Annotated in this window: 14 protein-coding genes; 13 read left to right on the forward strand and 1 reads right to left on the reverse strand. The window is 49.9% G+C overall.

What is annotated here, in order from left to right:
- Nucleotides 1–14: 14 nt before the first annotated feature.
- The 13 genes from purF (at nucleotide 15) to Q9291_RS12370 (ending at nucleotide 15,868) form a co-directional block, all read left to right on the forward strand.
- A complete protein-coding gene (gene purF, locus Q9291_RS12310) occupies nucleotides 15–1,550 on the forward strand; it encodes an amidophosphoribosyltransferase (RefSeq protein WP_306390371.1) in 1,536 nt (511 codons plus the stop codon).
- Between the two features lie 197 nt (nucleotides 1,551–1,747).
- The gene (locus Q9291_RS12315) at nucleotides 1,748–2,935 is read left to right on the forward strand and encodes an O-succinylhomoserine sulfhydrylase (RefSeq protein WP_306390372.1); all 1,188 of its coding nucleotides are present in this window, start codon (nucleotides 1,748–1,750) and stop codon (nucleotides 2,933–2,935) included.
- Nucleotides 2,936–3,160: 225 nt separating this feature from the next.
- Entirely contained in the window at nucleotides 3,161–5,734 is a 2,574-nt protein-coding gene (gene gyrA / locus Q9291_RS12320; protein WP_306390373.1) for a DNA gyrase subunit A, read from the forward strand.
- 24 nt (nucleotides 5,735–5,758) lie between these two features.
- Nucleotides 5,759–6,829, forward strand: a complete 1,071-nt coding sequence (gene serC / locus Q9291_RS12325; protein WP_306390374.1) for a 3-phosphoserine/phosphohydroxythreonine transaminase — start codon at nucleotides 5,759–5,761, stop codon at nucleotides 6,827–6,829.
- A gap of 32 nt (nucleotides 6,830–6,861) precedes the next feature.
- Entirely contained in the window at nucleotides 6,862–7,944 is a 1,083-nt protein-coding gene (pheA, locus tag Q9291_RS12330; RefSeq protein ID WP_306390375.1) for a prephenate dehydratase, read from the forward strand.
- Between the two features lie 13 nt (nucleotides 7,945–7,957).
- A complete protein-coding gene (gene hisC / locus Q9291_RS12335; protein WP_370530759.1) occupies nucleotides 7,958–9,061 on the forward strand; it encodes a histidinol-phosphate transaminase in 1,104 nt (367 codons plus the stop codon).
- Nucleotides 9,058–10,143 carry a 3-deoxy-7-phosphoheptulonate synthase AroG gene (gene aroG / locus Q9291_RS12340; RefSeq protein ID WP_306390379.1) on the forward strand — a complete coding sequence of 362 codons (1,086 nt, stop codon included), beginning with the start codon at nucleotides 9,058–9,060 and terminating at the stop codon, nucleotides 10,141–10,143. The genes hisC and aroG overlap by 4 nt, the downstream gene beginning before the upstream one ends.
- Before the next feature lie 339 nt (nucleotides 10,144–10,482).
- Nucleotides 10,483–11,424, forward strand: coding sequence for a pyrroloquinoline quinone biosynthesis protein PqqB (gene pqqB, locus Q9291_RS12345; protein WP_306390380.1), 942 nt, complete (start codon nucleotides 10,483–10,485; stop codon nucleotides 11,422–11,424).
- A gap of 9 nt (nucleotides 11,425–11,433) precedes the next feature.
- On the forward strand, nucleotides 11,434–12,195 hold the full coding sequence (pqqC, locus tag Q9291_RS12350; RefSeq protein WP_306390381.1) for a pyrroloquinoline-quinone synthase PqqC: 762 nt from the start codon (nucleotides 11,434–11,436) through the stop codon (nucleotides 12,193–12,195).
- Nucleotides 12,196–12,262: 67 nt separating this feature from the next.
- Nucleotides 12,263–12,547: a pyrroloquinoline quinone biosynthesis peptide chaperone PqqD gene (gene pqqD, locus Q9291_RS12355; RefSeq protein WP_306390383.1), complete on the forward strand. Its 285-nt coding sequence runs from the start codon at nucleotides 12,263–12,265 to the stop codon at nucleotides 12,545–12,547.
- Nucleotides 12,548–12,581: 34 nt separating this feature from the next.
- On the forward strand, nucleotides 12,582–13,763 hold the full coding sequence (pqqE, locus tag Q9291_RS12360; protein ID WP_306390385.1) for a pyrroloquinoline quinone biosynthesis protein PqqE: 1,182 nt from the start codon (nucleotides 12,582–12,584) through the stop codon (nucleotides 13,761–13,763).
- Nucleotides 13,764–13,828: 65 nt separating this feature from the next.
- Nucleotides 13,829–15,031, forward strand: coding sequence for a multidrug effflux MFS transporter (locus Q9291_RS12365; RefSeq protein ID WP_306390386.1), 1,203 nt, complete (start codon nucleotides 13,829–13,831; stop codon nucleotides 15,029–15,031).
- A gap of 120 nt (nucleotides 15,032–15,151) precedes the next feature.
- Nucleotides 15,152–15,868 carry a hypothetical protein gene (locus Q9291_RS12370; protein WP_306390387.1) on the forward strand — a complete coding sequence of 239 codons (717 nt, stop codon included), beginning with the start codon at nucleotides 15,152–15,154 and terminating at the stop codon, nucleotides 15,866–15,868.
- Between the two features lie 34 nt (nucleotides 15,869–15,902).
- On the opposite strand, the gene Q9291_RS12375 is transcribed toward Q9291_RS12370, so the two are convergent.
- The gene (locus tag Q9291_RS12375) at nucleotides 15,903–16,706 is read right to left on the reverse strand and encodes a pyruvate, water dikinase regulatory protein (protein ID WP_306390388.1); all 804 of its coding nucleotides are present in this window, start codon (nucleotides 16,704–16,706) and stop codon (nucleotides 15,903–15,905) included.
- Between the last annotated feature and the right edge of the window lie 20 nt (nucleotides 16,707–16,726).

The following is a 16,726-nucleotide window of genomic DNA, read 5'->3' on the forward strand; positions in this document are numbered from 1 at the left end:
ATAGGAATAACACTATGTGTGGAATTATCGGTATTGTAGGTAAGAATCCGGTTAACCAGTTGTTGTATGACGGCTTGCTGGTGTTACAACATCGCGGGCAAGATGCCGCTGGCATCGTGACTTGCGATGGTAATACTTTCCACATGCATAAAAATAATGGACTGGTGAAAGATGTTTTCCATACCCGCCATATGCGTAATCTGGTTGGCAATGTCGGTATTGCACATGTGCGTTACCCGACTGCCGGTTCTTCCAGTGCAGCTGAAGCGCAGCCGTTTTATGTAAACTCGCCGTTTGGCATCGTGCTGGGCCACAATGGCAATCTCACCAACTCTGAGCAGTTGAAGTCCGAAATGTTCCGGCAGGATCTACGTCACATCAATACCAGTTCTGACTCAGAAGTGCTGCTCAATGTGCTGGCACATGAAATTGAGCATACTTCCAAAAATGCATTGCTCAATAGCGATGTGGTGTTTGATGCCGTTGCCGCGGTGCACAAGCGCTGTAAAGGTGCTTATGCCGTGGTGGCGATGATTGCCAACTTTGGTATGCTGGCATTCCGTGACCCGCACGGCATTCGTCCATTGGTGATTGGCAAGCAGGAAACGAATAAAGGCACTGAATACATTGTGGCCTCTGAGAGTGTGGCGCTGGATGTGTTGGGGTTTACCCTGTTGCGTGATGTAGAGCCTGGTGAAGCTGTCTTTATCGATATGGATGGTAATTTGTTCAGCCGCCAGTGTTCCGATAAATCCAAGCTCACTTCCTGTATTTTTGAATATGTCTACCTGGCGCGCCCTGACTCGGTGATTGATGGGGTGTCTGTTTACCAGACGCGCCTGGATATGGGCAGCTTGCTGGCAGAAAAAATCAAGCGCGAATGGGCAGACAAGCACATTGACGTGGTGATCCCGATTCCCGACACCAGTCGACCGAGTGCTTTGCAGTTGGGTATCGCACTGGGACTGGATTACCGAGAAGGCTTTATTAAAAACCGTTATATTGGCCGCACGTTTATCATGCCGGGCCAGGCTTTGCGTAAAAAATCTGTCCGTCAGAAGCTGAACCCGATTGGGATTGAGTTCAAAGGCAAAAATGTTTTGCTGGTCGATGATTCCATTGTGCGCGGAACGACTTCACAACAAATCGTCCAAATGGCCAGGGATGCAGGTGCCAATAAAGTCTATTTTGCCTCCGCGGCACCACCCGTGCGCTATCCAAATGTGTATGGCATTGATATGCCTAGTCGTGATGAGTTGCTGGCAACCAACCGCACGGATGAAGAAATCTGTGCTGAAATTGGTGCGGATGCGCTGATCTATCAGGATCTGGACGCATTGCGCGAAAGTATTGCCAAATCCAACCCGCACCTCACCGAGTTTGATTGCAGTTGTTTTGATGGTAAATATGTCACCGGGGATATCGACGCGGCTTATCTGAATCGCATTGAAACGGCGCGCAGCGATGCCAATAAAAAAGAGGTGCCGCCTAACTCCACCACACAGCTGGATTTGAATTTGCTGTCGACGGATTTGGTGGGTATAGAGTAAGGCTTGACAGCGCTCAGTAAAAGGCGTTAAATCAAATTGCGCTGATTTGAGTGGCCAAATTTAAACAAAGCCAAACTCAGCTTGCGGGCGCATAATAAATTCTGCTAAAGCGAGAGCCCAAAAACCCGTTTTAGCTTCGCGCTTAAACGGGTTTTTCATTATGGGCACCACAACGATATACGGGACATTGAAGATTTATGGACAAGCAATACCATCTGGAAACATTGGCAGTGCGGGCGGGTACGCTCACCACTGAATTTGGCGAAAACTCTGAGGCGCTGTTTCTCAACTCCAGTTTTCGCTTTAAAAATGCAGCGCAGGCAGCCGCCCGTTTTGGCGGGTCAGAGCCAGGCAATATTTATTCACGCTTTACCAATCCAACGGTCACCATGTTTCAGGCCAAACTGGCGGCGCTGGAAGGGGCCGAGCAATGCGTGGCGACGGCCAGTGGTATGGCAGCTATTCTGGCTTGTGTGATGGGATTGTGCAGTGCTGGTGATCATGTGCTGGCTTCGCGCAGTATATTTGGTACCAGTGTGCAGCTGTTCAGTAATATTCTCAAGCGCTGGGGGCTCGAAGTGACGTTTGTCTCGCTTACCGATGTCAACGCCTGGCGGGCGGCGGTCAAAGCCAATACCAAGCTGTTTTTTGCTGAAACCCCTTCTAATCCACTGACCGAAGTTGGCGATATTGCCAAGCTGGCAGAGATTGCGCATGCCAACGGCGCACATCTGGCCATTGATAACTGTTTTTGCACCCCGGCGCTGCAACAGCCCTTAAAGCTGGGCGCAGATATTATCATTCATTCGGCCACCAAATATATTGATGGCCAAGGCAGGGTGCTTGGCGGCGCAGTGTTAGGCAGCAAAACACTGATGGAGCCTGTGTATGGCTTTTTGCGGACAGCGGGCGTTACCATGAGTGCATTTAACGCCTGGGTGTTCGTGAAAGGGTTAGAAACCCTGCAGGTGCGCATGGAAGCGCATGCGGCGCGCGCCCTGGCACTTGCGCAGTGGCTGGAGCAGCAGCCACGTGTTGCGCGGGTGTATTACCCGGGGCTGGTGTCTCATCCGCAATATGCCCTGGCGCAACAGCAGCAACGCCTGGGCGGCGGCATTGTCACCTTTGAAGTCAGGCCGCATGAGGGGCAAACCGGGCAGGAGGCTGCCTGGGAGCTGATTGATGCGACCCGTTTGATTTCGATTACGGCCAATCTGGGGGATGCCAAGTCCACCATCACCCATCCGGCGACTACGACACATAGTCGCGTCACGCCTGAAGCGCGGGCTGAGGCGGGGATTAAAGATAATCTGGTACGCATTGCGGTTGGTCTGGAGCATGTGGAGGATTTGCAGGCCGATTTGGCCTTGTTGTCACGTGCATAGACATGGTTAAAGCAGCTGAGTGCAGATATGCACTCAGTTGTAGTCTTTTGGATGGCACTTCTTGCCTTGTATTCCCGCTTGGAATACTTAGGTCATGTCCGACTTCAGTCATTCTTCATTCCTTTTGCCCGCACACAAGCCATTTTGCTGGTGATTTGGCAAGCGAGTTAGCGTCAAACATGTTAAAATCGCGAGATAACTTTTAACTATAAATGTGGGTTAAGAATGAGTCAGTCTCCAGATCAGTTTGCCAAAGAAACCTTGCCGATAAGCCTCGAAGACGAGATGCGCCGCAGTTATCTCGACTACGCGATGAGCGTGATTGTCGGTCGCGCCTTGCCGGATGTACGGGATGGTTTAAAGCCGGTACACAGACGTGTATTGTTTGCCATGCACGAGTTGTCAAACGATTACAACAAGCCTTATAAAAAGTCTGCACGTATTGTCGGGGATGTGATCGGTAAGTATCACCCGCACGGTGATACCGCGGTGTATGACACGATTGTTCGTATGGCGCAGGATTTCTCCTTGCGCTACATGCTGGTCGATGGCCAGGGTAACTTCGGCTCTGTCGATGGCGACAACGCGGCGGCCATGCGGTATACGGAAATCCGTATGTCCAAGATTGCGCATGAGTTGCTGGCGGATATTGATAAAGACACGGTAGACTTTGGCCCCAACTATGATGGCAGCGAGCAAGAGCCATTGATCATGCCAACCCGTATTCCCAATCTGCTGATTAACGGCAGTTCGGGGATTGCCGTGGGGATGGCGACCAATATTCCGCCACACAACCTCAATGAAGTGCTAAATGCCTGTTTTGCGCTGCTCAAAAATCCTGAAATCACCATCGATGAGCTGATTGATCTGATTCCAGCGCCAGACTTTCCAACAGCTGGCATTATTTACGGTACTGTGGGCGTGAAGGAAGGCTATCGCACCGGCCGTGGCCGTGTCGTCATGCGTGGTCGCACCCATTTTGAAGACCTGGAAAGAGGCGGGCGTCAGTCGATCATCATTGATGAGTTGCCATATCAGGTCAATAAAAAGACGCTGATTGAGAAAATTGCCGAGCTGGTCAACGAAAAGAAAATCGAAGGTATTTCTGATTTGCGCGATGAGTCTGACAAGTCAGGCATGCGTGTCGTCATCGAACTAAAACGCGGTGAAGTGCCAGAGGTGATTTTAAATAACCTCTACAAGCAAACCCAGTTGCAAGATACCTTTGGTATGAACATGGTGGCCCTGATGGATGGTCAGCCACGTTTGCTCAACCTGAAACAAATGCTAGAGGCTTTCCTGCGCCACCGTCGAGAAGTGGTGACACGTCGTACCGTGTTTGAATTGCGCAAGGCGCGTGATCGTGGCCATGTACTGGAAGGCCTTGCTGTGGCACTGGCGAACGTGGATGAGATGATCGCTATCATCAAAGCAGCGCCAACGCCGCCAGAGGCTAAAAAAGAATTGATGGCCCGCAGCTGGAATTCCCCTGTGGTGGAGGAAATGCTCAAGCGTGCAGCGATGGAAGCTTCCCGTCCTGAAGGTTTGTCGGTGGACTTTGGCATGACGCCAAATGGCTATCGCCTGTCTGATGTGCAGGCACAAGAAATCCTGCAAATGCGTTTGCAACGCCTGACTGGCCTGGAACAGGACAAGATTGTCAGCGAATACAAAGAAGTGATGGATATCATTGCTGACTTGCTGGATATCCTGGCCAAGCCTGAGCGTGTGACTGCCATTATTGTGGACGAACTCAACGAAATTCAACGGCAGTTTGGTGACAAGCGCCGCTCAGAGATCGAGCAGAATACGCAGGATTTGTCACTGGAAGATCTGATTACACCACAGGATGTCGTGGTGACCTTATCACATACTGGCTATGTCAAATCGCAGCCGCTCGATGAATACCGTGCCCAAAAACGCGGCGGTCGTGGCAAGCAGGCGGCCGCCACCAAAGAAGATGACTTTATCGACAAAATGTTTGTCGCCAATACCCACGATTACATCTTGTGCTTCAGCAGCCGTGGCCGTGTGTACTGGTTGAAGGTCTACGAAGTGCCGCAAGGCAGCCGTGTCAGCCGTGGCAAACCGATTGTGAATCTGTTCCCGCTCGAAGAGGGTGAAAAAATCAACGCTATTCTGCCGGTGAAAGAGTTTGACGAAAATCATTTTGTGTTTATGGCCACTGCCATGGGCACCGTCAAGAAAACCGCTCTGGTAGAATTCTCCAACCCGCGCAAGTCCGGCATTATTGCCATTAATCTGGACGACGGTGATTACCTGATTGGGGCTGAAGTGACCAATGGCCAGAACGACATTGTGCTGGTATCCAATGGCGGTAAAGCGGTCTGGTTTACCGAAGATGATGTGCGCCCGATGGGACGTGCCACGCGCGGTGTTCGCGGCATGAAGCTGGCAGCCAAACAACAGGTGCTTTCCCTGTTAATTGCCGAAAATGATCAGCAGTCTGTACTGGTTGCGACTGAAAACGGCTATGGTAAACGTACCGTACTCTCAGAATTCCGCCATTCAGGCCGTGGCACACAAGGCGTCAAAGCGATTGCCATCAGCGAGCGTAACGGTCTGGCCATTGCTGCCAAACTGGTGACTGCCGAAGATGAAATCATGCTGATTACGACTGGCGGTGTCCTGATTCGTACCCGCGTCAAGGAAATCCGTGATATGGGCCGTGCGGCACAAGGTGTGACACTGATTAACTTGGGTGAAGGTGAAAAGCTGTCTGGCCTGGAAAAAATTGTCGAAACTGACGACGATGCCGACACCGATACTGAAGAATGACCTTATTCAAGAATATTTAGTCACATGAAACAGATTTTTAACTTTTCTGCCGGCCCTGCAGTCTTGCCAAAACCAGTGCTGGAACGTGCACAAGCTGAAATGCTGGATTGGCATGGTTCTGGCATGAGCGTGATGGAGATGTCGCACCGCGGTAAGGAATTCACCAGTATTCTGGAGAAAACCGAAGCTGACTTCCGCCAGCTACTGCGTATTCCGGCAAATTACAAAGTGCTGTTCTTGCAAGGTGGTGCCATTGCAGAAAACGCCATGATCCCGCTGAATCTGCTCAATGGAAAAACAGCAGATTATGTGGTGACGGGCGCATGGAGCAAACGCAGCGTTGAAGATGCCAGGGCCTACGGCAATATCCATGTGGCTGCCGATGCTGAACAAACAGGATTTACGACTGTACCTGATTTTGCCAGCTGGCAGCTTACACCTGATGCGGCTTACGTGCATTACTGCACCAACGAGACCATCAACGGTGTTGAGTTTTTACAGGTGCCTGAAACCCATGGTGTGCCGATTGTGGCAGACATGTCTTCGCACATTCTGTCACGCCCGATAGACGTGTCCAAATACGGTGTGATCTATGGCGGCGCGCAAAAAAATATCGGTCCGGCCGGCTTGTGCCTGGTCATTGTGCGCGAAGATCTGCTGGCGCAGGCTTCCCCGCTGACACCGGCAGTCTTCCACTGGAAGACACAAGCGGATAACCAGAGCATGATCAATACGCCGCCCACCTATAGTATTTATATTGCAGGCCTGGTGTTTGAATGGTTGCTGGCGCAGGGCGGGGTAGAGGCGATGGAGCAAATCAATATTGCCAAAGCCAACCTGTTGTATGATTACCTGGATCAGACCGACTTTTATTACAATCCGATCCAGCCGGCCTATCGTTCACGCATGAATATTCCCTTCCGCCTGCGCGATGAAACGCTGAATGATGCGTTTTTGAAAGCTGCTGATCTGCACGGTTTGTTACAACTCAAAGGGCATCGTACTGTCGGTGGCATGCGTGCCAGCATTTACAATGCGATGCCGATTGAAGGCGTACAGGCATTGGTCGCATTCATGCAGACGTTTGAAAAATAAAACTCTTAAAACACTTTAAAAATATACTTTAAATGTCTGATTTATTAAAACAATTTAGAGATGAAATCGATGCGATTGACGCACAGGTATTGGCCTTGGTCAATGCACGCGCCAAGCTGGCACGTGAAATCGGGCATTTGAAAGAAGACGGAGTGATTTACCGTCCCGAACGTGAGGCCCAGGTCATCCGTCGCCTGCAAGCTGAAAATCAGGGGCCATTGTCACCTGAAGCTGTCAGCAATATTTTTCGCGCTGTCATGTCGAATTGTCGAGCACTCGAAAAAGAGCTGTCGATTGCGTTTCTCGGCCCCTTGGGCACCTACAGTGAAGAAGCCGCGCTCAAACAATTTGGCGAAGGGCGTCAGGCCGTGGTGTGTAGCAGCATTGATGAGGTGTTCAGAACAGTAGAGGCGGGTCAGGCTGACTATGGCGTGGTCCCGGTTGAAAACTCTACTGAAGGCGCTGTGGGCATCACGCTGGATCTGCTGTTGGCCAGCCCTTTGCAAGTCATTGGTGAAGTCACCATGCCGGTGCATCACTGTTTGTTGTCTGCACAACAGGATCTTTCGCAAATCACCCATGTGTTTTCACATGCGCAGTCACTGTCGCAATGCCATGAATGGTTAAACCGGCATTTGCCTGCTTCTGCGCGCGAAGCGGTGACCAGCAACGCACGTGCGGCACAGATGATACATGAGCTCGTCGCCAGCCAGGGTACGTTTGCTGCAGCCATTGCCAGTCGGCGTGCGGCTGAATTGTTTGATTTGCATGTGCTTGCCGAAAACATTGAAGACGATCCGAAAAACACCACCCGTTTTCTGGTGTTAGGTGCGCATGGCGTGGCGCCTTCCGGTAAAGATAAAACTTCATTGGTGATGAGTGCGCCTAATAAACCCGGGGCCGTATTAGAACTGCTGGAGCCATTCTCCAGGCACGGCGTCAGCATGACCAAGCTGGAATCACGTCCCTCACGCCAGAACCTCTGGAACTATGTATTTTTTGTTGATATTGAAGGGCATCAGCAGGAGCCAACCGTGCAGGCGGCGCTCAAAGCACTTGCTGGGCGTGCAACTTTACTCAAGGTCCTGGGTTCATACCCGACGGCTATTCTTTAAAAATTGAATGATTATGTCTGATTTATCTACTTTAGCACCTGCTAACATCCGCGCCATTGCCCCTTATCAGGGTGGCAAACCTATCAGTGAACTTGCCCGTGAAATGGGGTTAAACGAAGCTGAGATCGTCAAGCTCGCTTCCAATGAAAACCCTTTGGGCATGAGCCCCAAAGCGCAAATGGCGGTTGAAGAAGCGATTTACGACATTGCCCGTTACCCGGATGGCAACAGTTTTGCACTGCGTGATGCCGTCAGTCACAAATGCGGTGTTGCGCCTCAGCAAATTGTGTTTGGCAATGGTTCCAATGATATTCTTGAACTGGCTGCACGCGCTTTTCTGACCACAGGGGATGAGGCTATTTACTCACAGCATGCATTTGCGGTGTATCCACTGGTCACACAGGCTGTGGGTGCAAAAGGTATCGTCGTGCCAGCGATCGACTATGGCCATGATTTGCAGGGTTTTCTGGCAGTTATCACGCCCAAAACAAAACTGATTTTTGTCGCCAATCCAAATAACCCTACCGGAACGCTGATTGCCAAAGATACGCTCAAAGCTTTTCTGGCACAGGTGCCCAAGCATGTCCTGGTGGTGCTGGACGAAGCCTACGATGAGTATTTGTCTGTCGTTGATAAATCTGAAGCCATTTCCTGGCTGGCTGAATTCGAAAATTTGATGATTTCACGCACCTTTTCCAAAGCCTATGGTCTGGCAGGGCTGCGTGTGGGGTTTGGCCTGATGCATGCTGCATTGGCTGACTTGATGAATCGTGTGCGCCAACCGTTTAATGTCAACAGTATTGCGCAGGTCGCAGCGGCGGTGTCTTTGCAGGATGAGGATTTTGTTGCTCGCAGTTACGCCGCTAACCAGGCTGGCATGGCACAAATTACTCAGGGATTGCAAGCGTTGGGCCTGGATTATATTCCGTCATATGGTAATTTTGTCAGCTTTAAGGTGCCCAATGCGGCAGCGGTTAACCAGGCACTGCTCAAAAACGGGGTGATTGTCCGTCCGGTAGCCAATTATGACATGCCAGACTATTTGCGCGTCAGTATTGGATTATTCAGTGAGAACGCACGTTTTATTGAAGTGCTGGAAAAGATTTTGAAGTCATGACCACTTATGAAAAACTAGCCACCGATGATGTTCGGGTGCTCGAAATCAAGCCGCTGATCAAACCAGCGGAGCTGCTGTCTCGTTTGCAGGAAAGCGCGATCAGTACACAGAACATCGTTACCACCCGCAACGCCATCCACCAGATTCTGCATCAGGGGGATGATCGCTTGCTGGTCATTGTCGGCCCGTGCTCAATTCATGATACCGAGGCGGGCCTGGAATATGCCAAAAAACTGCTTGAGATACGCCAGCGTTTATCCAGTGAGTTGCTGATTGTCATGCGTGTGTACTTTGAAAAGCCACGCACCACGGTGGGTTGGAAAGGCCTGATCAACGATCCGCATCTCGATGGCACCTATGACATTAATTTCGGGCTGGAAAAAGCACGTCGCTTCCTGCTGGATGTGAATGAAATCGGCATGCCTGCCGGTACCGAGTTTCTGGATATGATCACGCCACAGTACACTGCCGATCTGGTGAGCTGGGGCGCCATCGGTGCGCGGACGACGGAGTCGCAAGTGCATCGTGAGTTGGCTTCCGGTTTATCGTGCCCTGTGGGCTTTAAAAATGGCACGGATGGTGGCGCAAAGGTGGCGATCGATGCCATTAAAACGGCGGCCAGCCCGCATCACTTTTTATCCGTGACCAAAGAAGGCGAGTCCGCCATTATCGCGACCAAAGGCAATGATGACTGCCATGTCATATTGCGCGGTGGCAAGACGCCCAATTACGACGCACACAGTATTGCCGATGTGTGTAATCAATTGGCCGATGCTGGCCTGGCGCCCGTGTTGATGGTAGATTGCAGTCACGGTAACAGCCAGAAACAATTTAAAAACCAAATGCGGGTGGTACAAGATGTTTCTAACCAGATTGCTGCCGGTGACAGCCGGATTATCGGCGTGATGCTGGAATCCCATTTGAGTGAGGGGCGTCAGGATCACAGCCCCGGCTGTTCACTCAACTATGGCCAGTCTATCACCGATGCCTGTCTGGGCTGGGAAGACTCTGTCACTGTGCTGGAAACGCTGGCAGCCGCAGTCAAAACCAGACGCGAGAAACATTCAGCCGACGATTGCTGAATAGACGCTACAAACGTAATGACCAAGCCGCATTCATGACTGAGTGCGGCTTTTTTGTTGCGTTGGCGCAAGTCTGGCGTGTGCTCATGAAAATCACTAGCAGGTAATCATTGAGACTTGCAGGGCTTCCATGCAACGCATGCGTATGATGCGAGTCTTACTCAGTAATAAGCAGGCTTAGCAATAGACAGGCATGGTTTGTGTTCGGCAGTGCCGGAACGCCATGCAGTATTGAAGTGGCAGTGGTCGCTGGCAATAGAAACTGGTAATTGTTGTATGATGAAAATTGATCAAAGTCTGTGTGTTTTTTAACGAACATTTAAAATAAGAAATTTGACTATGTATATACATGTATTGGGTGCAGGGGCCGGTGGTGGTTTTCCGCAGTGGAATTGCAACTGTTTTAACTGTGACGGTTTGCGCAAGGGTACTATCAAAGCCACGCGTCGTACGCAATCTTCCATCTGCGTGTCTAGCAATGGTGTGGACTGGGTACTGTTTAATGCCTCTCCCGATGTATTACAGCAAATCCAGGAGTTTCCACCCTTGCAACCGGGACGTGCAGTCCGTGATACCGGCATCAAGGCGATTATGCTGATAGATGCGCAGATTGACCACACCACCGGCTTGTTTATGCTGCGTGAAGGGCAGGTGAAGCGTGAGATCTACTGTACCCAAATGGTGTATGAGGATTTGACCACTGGCAATCAGGTGTTAAATATTCTTGGACATTACTGTGGAATCAATCATCATGAAATCCCTATTGATGGCAATGATGTGAGCAGGGCTGAACCCTTTGAGATTCCGGGTGTGCCTGATCTGCGATTTACTGCGGTGGCATTGAAGAGTGCAGCCCCTCCATATTCGCCACACCGCAATGACCCGCACCCTGGGGATACGATAGGGGTGTTAATTGAAGAAATCAGCACCGGTAAAAAGTGCTGGTACTCACCGGGCCTGGCTGAAATTGAGCCGCATCTGCCACCCTTGATGCAGCAGGCAGATTGCATCATGGTGGATGGCACGTTCTGGACCAATACTGAGATGCTCGATATGGGATTGATGACCAAAACGGCGCGCAGTATCGGCCACAATCCGCAATCCGGCCCGGCTGGCATGATAGAAGAGTTGGACAAGTTTGGTGTGGACAAGCCTGTACGTAAAGTGCTGATTCATATCAACAATACCAACCCGATTTTAAGGGAAGATTCCGCCGAGCGCGCATGCCTCAATGATCACAAGATCGAGGTGGCGTACGATGGCATGGATATCATTCTATAGGAGAGATGTATGAACGCAGTGTCGCAAGCACAATTACCCTGGTCACGTGAAGAATTCGAAGCAAAATTGCGTGAGAAGGGACAGGGCTACCATATTCACCACCCGATTCATGTGTTGATGTATGAGGGTAAACTGAGCAAAGAGCAATTACAATGCTGGGTGGCCAACCGCTATTACTACCAGATCATGATTCCTCAGAAAGATGCGGCCATCATGTCTAATTGTCCGGATAAAGATGTGCGTAAAGAGTGGATACACCGTATTACGGACCATGATGGATATGACGGTGTTGAGGGGGGCATTATTGCCTGGGAAAATCTGGGTGAGGCCGTGGGTTTAACCCGCGAGCAAGTGATTTCATTGGAGTTGGTGACCCCTGGTGTACGTTTTGCTGTGGATGCCTATGTCAACTTTGCTCGCCAGCGCCCCTGGCAGGAGAGCGTGTGTTCCAGCCTGACAGAGTTATTTGCACCGCACATTCACCAGCAACGCATCAGTTCCTGGCCGGCCATGTATCCATGGGTAAAAGAAGAAGGCTTTATTTACTTTAAAAAACGGCTGACTGAAGCGCGTCGTGATGTTGAGCAAGGCTTGGGCATCACTCTGGATTATTTTAGCGTGAGTCGCGAAATGCAATTGCGCGCACTGGATATCCTGCAATTCAAACTGGATGTGTTGTGGGTAATGGCCGATGCCATCATGCTCGCCTGTACGCAGATCAAGGTCGAAGACCGTGATTATTTACGCCAGCCTGTGATTAAATTCAGATAAAAGTCTGGGTGAGGTGAGGCATACTCACCTCAAGGCTGCTTTAACTGGTGAAAGAAAAAGACTAAAGATGGAAAAAAATATTCAACATTCGGATATCTATGCAATTGCTTTGCATCACCGCTTTCAATGGGAAGAGGTACAGCAAAGCCATGTTATTTTATTCCCTGAAGGCATGGTGAAATTGCATGGTGGCGCCGGAGAAATTTTGAAACGGGTGGATGGCAAAACCAGTGTTGGCGATATTGTGGAAGAGCTTAAGGCCTTGTTTCCGGAGGTTGCGGATATTGAGGCAGATATTGTGGGCATGTTCGACCTTGCCGTAGGTAAGGCTTGGCTGCGCAAGGTTAACTAGGGTTTGATACAGGGTTTGATAATCGGGAAAAACTATGGCACAACTGAATAACGGCGTCGCAGCCAACATTACGCAAAAACAACCCTTGTGGTTGCTGGCAGAGGTCACCTATCGCTGTCCCTTGCATTGTGCTTTCTGCTACAACCCGACGGACTATGATAAGCACACTAAAAATGAACTCACTACCGAACAGTGGATCAACGCTTTGCGCGACGCGCGCAAAATGGGCGCGATTCAATTGGGCATCTCGGGCGGTGAGCCATTGTTGCGTGACGATATTGAAGAAATTGTTGCCGAAGCGCACAAGCTTGGGTATTACAGCAACTTGATTACCTCAGGTGTTGGCCTGACTGAAAAGCGCATACAGGCATTTAAAGAGGGCGGCTTGGACCATATCCAGTTGTCCATGCACGACATCACCGAAGAGATTAATAACTTTATTACCAATACAAAAACTTTCGAGCTCAAGAAGAAAGTCGCGGCCATGATTAAAGGCCACGGTTACCCGATGGTGCTCAATGTGGTGATTCATCGTTACAACATTGGCCATGTCGACAAAATTCTGGAAATGGCAGAAGCACTGGGTGCAGATTATGTAGAACTTGCCAATACGCAATACTATGGCTGGAGCCTGGTGAATCGTAGCCAATTGATGCCAACCCGTGAGCAACTGGCAGAGGCCGAGCGCATGACGAATGCTTTCCGTGAGCGCGTGGGCAATAAAATGAAGGTATTTTTTGTGGTGCCAGATTACTTTGCCGAGCGTCCGAAGAAGTGCATGAATGGCTGGGGTGAAGTGTTCATGATTGTGACTGCCAATGGCGATGTATTGCCATGTCACTCGGCGCGTTCATTACCAGGGCTTACTTTTCCCAACGTGCGTGAAAATGGCCTCGAATGGGCGTGGAAGGAATCTCCTGCCTTTAACAAGTATCGCGGCATGGACTGGTTGAAAGAACCATGTCGCAGTTGTGATGAAAAGGAAAAAGATCTGGGCGGCTGCCGTTGCCAGGCTTATTTGCTCAGTGGTGACGCAGAGGCAGCAGATCCGGTCTGTACCAAATCCCCCCACCGCCATTTGATTGATGCGGCGATTAAAGACTCGGAGAATCCTCTGTTACGAGAACAACCGATTATTTTTCGTACCGATAAAAACTCGAAAAAATATGCCGAGGGTGACCGTGAACGTGTAGATCAGTTTCACTCCCTGCCATAATGGCCCGATCGTTTTACTTTATAATGCACAGGTGCTCTCGGGCACCTGTGTTTTTTTGAGGCTTAGTGTTGAAAACCCACTCATCCATACTGGTATTTGTGCTGGCAGCGTTGGCAGCGCTGGCACCTTTCGCAATCGATACCTATTTACCTGCATTCCACGCCATTGCCGGGGAGTTGGGCACCACCGAACTGGCCATTCAGCAAAGCCTGACTTTTTATTTATTGCCCTATGCAGTGATGACGCTCTGTCATGGTGCCATTTCAGATGCCATCGGCAGAATAACGACGATCAAATGGGGGCTGGGTGTTTTTGTGCTTGCCAGTATTGGCTGCGTGCTGGCACCCAATATACAGACCTTGTGGTTATTTCGCGCCTTGCAAGGCATGAGTGGCGGTGCCGGTAACACAGTTGCGCGCGCCATGGTGCGCGACCTGTTTGAAGGCGCACAAGCGCAACGTGTGATGGCGACGGTGCAAATGCTGTTTGGCATCGCGCCCGCTGTGGCGCCCATTTTAGGCGGTATTCTGCTAGGTATACACTGGCAGGCCATTTTCATGTTTCTGGCACTGTATGCGGCTGTCACCTTGTGGGCTGCAATACGCTATTTGCCCGAAACCATGCCAGTCGGAAAAAGAGTTAAATTCTCGGTGGGCCAGGTTGCCAGCACGTATAGCCGCATGCTGGCTAATCGTCGCTTTCTGGTGTTAATCGCCAGTCTGGGACTGAATTTTTCGGCCTTTTTTATCTATGTACTGGCCAGCCCTGTGTTTCTGGTCAAGCATTTGCATTTAAACAGCCAGCAATTCGGCTATCTGTTTATTCCTACTGTCACCGGCATGATGCTGGGGTCATGGATTGCACGACGCACTGCAGGCAAGTTATCCGCTGAAGATATCTTACGCTGGGCGTTTATCTGGATGTTACTGATTGCTAGTTGTAATGTTGTGATCCAGTATGTCAATCTGGGCAGTGACGTGTGGTGGCTGGCTATCCTGCCAATCGCCCTGTTTAATATCGGCATGGCGATGGCGATGCCGGTATTGTCGATTGCTGCGCTAGATTGTTATGTGAAGGTGCGAGGTACTGCAGCTTCGGCACAGGCGTTTATGCAGATGCTGTGCTCTACCTTGAGCTCTGCCTTGATTGTTCCCTTGGTTTGGCACTCCATGCTGATGCTATCACTCGCCATGCTATTGATGACAGTATTGAGCGCTTGTTTGATGTGGTTTAGTGCCCATCAGGATAGCCGTGCTTCCGACAGTTAATCAACCTTCCGGATCTCCAATTGCATTAAATATGCCAACTTTCCTTTTCTCATTCGTCATTTGATCTCTGCCTCGTCGATTTAATATGAAATCGTAGCAACTGTCCGCAAGCAAGTGACAGTGGTGAAAATAAAACTAAATCGCAAGCGGGAGTCACCTATGAATATCACCAGAGAGCAGGAAGCATTGAAAGCGTACGTCAAGTTGCTTTCCAATCAGGGTGTCAGTCAACGCGTTCTGGTTCAACGTGAATTTATCATTATTCGATTAGCGACATTTCTGGATAAAATTCCAGGAGAGGGCAGCCATTATCGGCATGCGGTAGACCGATTTATTGCGAGTATCGATCCGGCAGAAATACCTGCCGTGTTACCTGTGATTCGAGAGTTTTTCTCTTTTTGGGTCAAAGATATCAAAGCGATTGCCGCCATGAGCCAGGCCAAAGTATTTAATGGTGCTACACCTGTTGTCATGGCAACGCAGGATGAATTATTTAAGCATTGGTATGATTTGGATAAGACAGTGTTGAGTAAACCTGAGGAGCAGATGCTGGTAGCATTTCATCGTGTTTCTTTGGCACACGGTTTAGATCCGCTTATTTTCAAGGAACGTATGCGGATGGCAAAATTTTTGTTGCTTTCTTTGCGCAGAGTGCCACATAAGCAGTCACATAGTTACCGCCAGATGGTAGATAGTAATTTACCGTTGTTTAGTGCGCTGGGTACTCAGCATGCCTTTTTAAGTGTTTCCCGTGAGTTTTATTATTTCTGGCGCGGCGATATGATCATGAAGTCGATGACAGAAGAGCGTAATCGTGATTTAGCAATGGCTGCCTAAGTCTGCCATCTGAACTCGTTAAAAACCGCCAGCTTTAGCGCTGGCGAATTTTTTGCAGAATGATGGCTGAGAGCTCTTCAATAGAGCGGCTGGTAGAGTCGGCCCACGGAATGTGATAGCGACGCATCATTTCTTCAGCAGTGGCTATTTCTTTGCGGCAGTTATCCAATGAAGCATAAAAACTGTCTGGCCGACGTTCGCTACGTACAGAATGCAAGCGATCAGGTTTAATAGTCAATCCAAAAATCTTATCGATGTTTTTTTCCAGTGCAGCAGGAAAAGCACCACGTTCAAAATCTTCAGGGATCAGGGGGTAGTTGGCTGCTTTCATGCCAAATTGCATGGCGAGATAAATGCTGGTCGGGGTTTTTCCGCAACGTGAAACACCAATCAGAATCACTTCCGCTTCATCTAATCCTGAGTTGGTCATGCCATCGTCATGATTTAATGTGAAATTAATTGCTTCCATCCGCTCGTGGTAACTGTTACCCATCGCACTGTAAGCAATGCTGGCACCCGTCAATGGCTCCTGATTGAGTTCAGAACCCAGCGGATAAATAAAACGATGGAACAGGTCGATAAAATAGGCGTTGGCCTGTTTCAGATGATTGCGATGTTCGCCATTTCCCACCGACATAATCACAATCGGACGAATCCCGTCTTGTTCGGCGACTTTTTGAATATGCTCAAACGCAGCTTGCACCTTTTCATCATTATCGGTGAAAGGCAGGCGGGTTTGCGTGAACTGTGTCTTGGGGAAGTGCTCAAGCAGCTTGCTCAAGGCACCTGCTGTGATCCCCGTGCCATCAGAAATAATAAAAACAGAACGGTGATTCATTCAGGTGCCTTGATAGTTGC

Source organism: Methylophilus aquaticus (genome assembly GCF_030769565.1).
In the GTDB taxonomy this organism is placed as follows: domain Bacteria; phylum Pseudomonadota; class Gammaproteobacteria; order Burkholderiales; family Methylophilaceae; genus Methylophilus; species Methylophilus aquaticus.

Bases quoted from the DNA above. Each gene is read 5' to 3' on its own strand.
- purF (WP_306390371.1), top strand. From the start codon at position 15: ATGTGTGGAATTATCGGTATTGTAGGTAAGAATCCGGTTAACCAGTTG.
- Q9291_RS12315 (WP_306390372.1), top strand. From the start codon at position 1,748: ATGGACAAGCAATACCATCTGGAAACATTGGCAGTGCGGGCGGGTACG.
- gyrA (WP_306390373.1), top strand. From the start codon at position 3,161: ATGAGTCAGTCTCCAGATCAGTTTGCCAAAGAAACCTTGCCGATAAGC.
- serC (WP_306390374.1), top strand. From the start codon at position 5,759: ATGAAACAGATTTTTAACTTTTCTGCCGGCCCTGCAGTCTTGCCAAAA.
- pheA (WP_306390375.1), top strand. From the start codon at position 6,862: ATGTCTGATTTATTAAAACAATTTAGAGATGAAATCGATGCGATTGAC.
- hisC (WP_370530759.1), top strand. From the start codon at position 7,958: ATGTCTGATTTATCTACTTTAGCACCTGCTAACATCCGCGCCATTGCC.
- aroG (WP_306390379.1), top strand. From the start codon at position 9,058: ATGACCACTTATGAAAAACTAGCCACCGATGATGTTCGGGTGCTCGAA.
- pqqB (WP_306390380.1), top strand. From the start codon at position 10,483: ATGTATATACATGTATTGGGTGCAGGGGCCGGTGGTGGTTTTCCGCAG.
- pqqC (WP_306390381.1), top strand. From the start codon at position 11,434: ATGAACGCAGTGTCGCAAGCACAATTACCCTGGTCACGTGAAGAATTC.
- pqqD (WP_306390383.1), top strand. From the start codon at position 12,263: ATGGAAAAAAATATTCAACATTCGGATATCTATGCAATTGCTTTGCAT.
- pqqE (WP_306390385.1), top strand. From the start codon at position 12,582: ATGGCACAACTGAATAACGGCGTCGCAGCCAACATTACGCAAAAACAA.
- Q9291_RS12375 (WP_306390388.1), bottom strand. From the start codon at position 16,706: ATGAATCACCGTTCTGTTTTTATTATTTCTGATGGCACGGGGATCACA.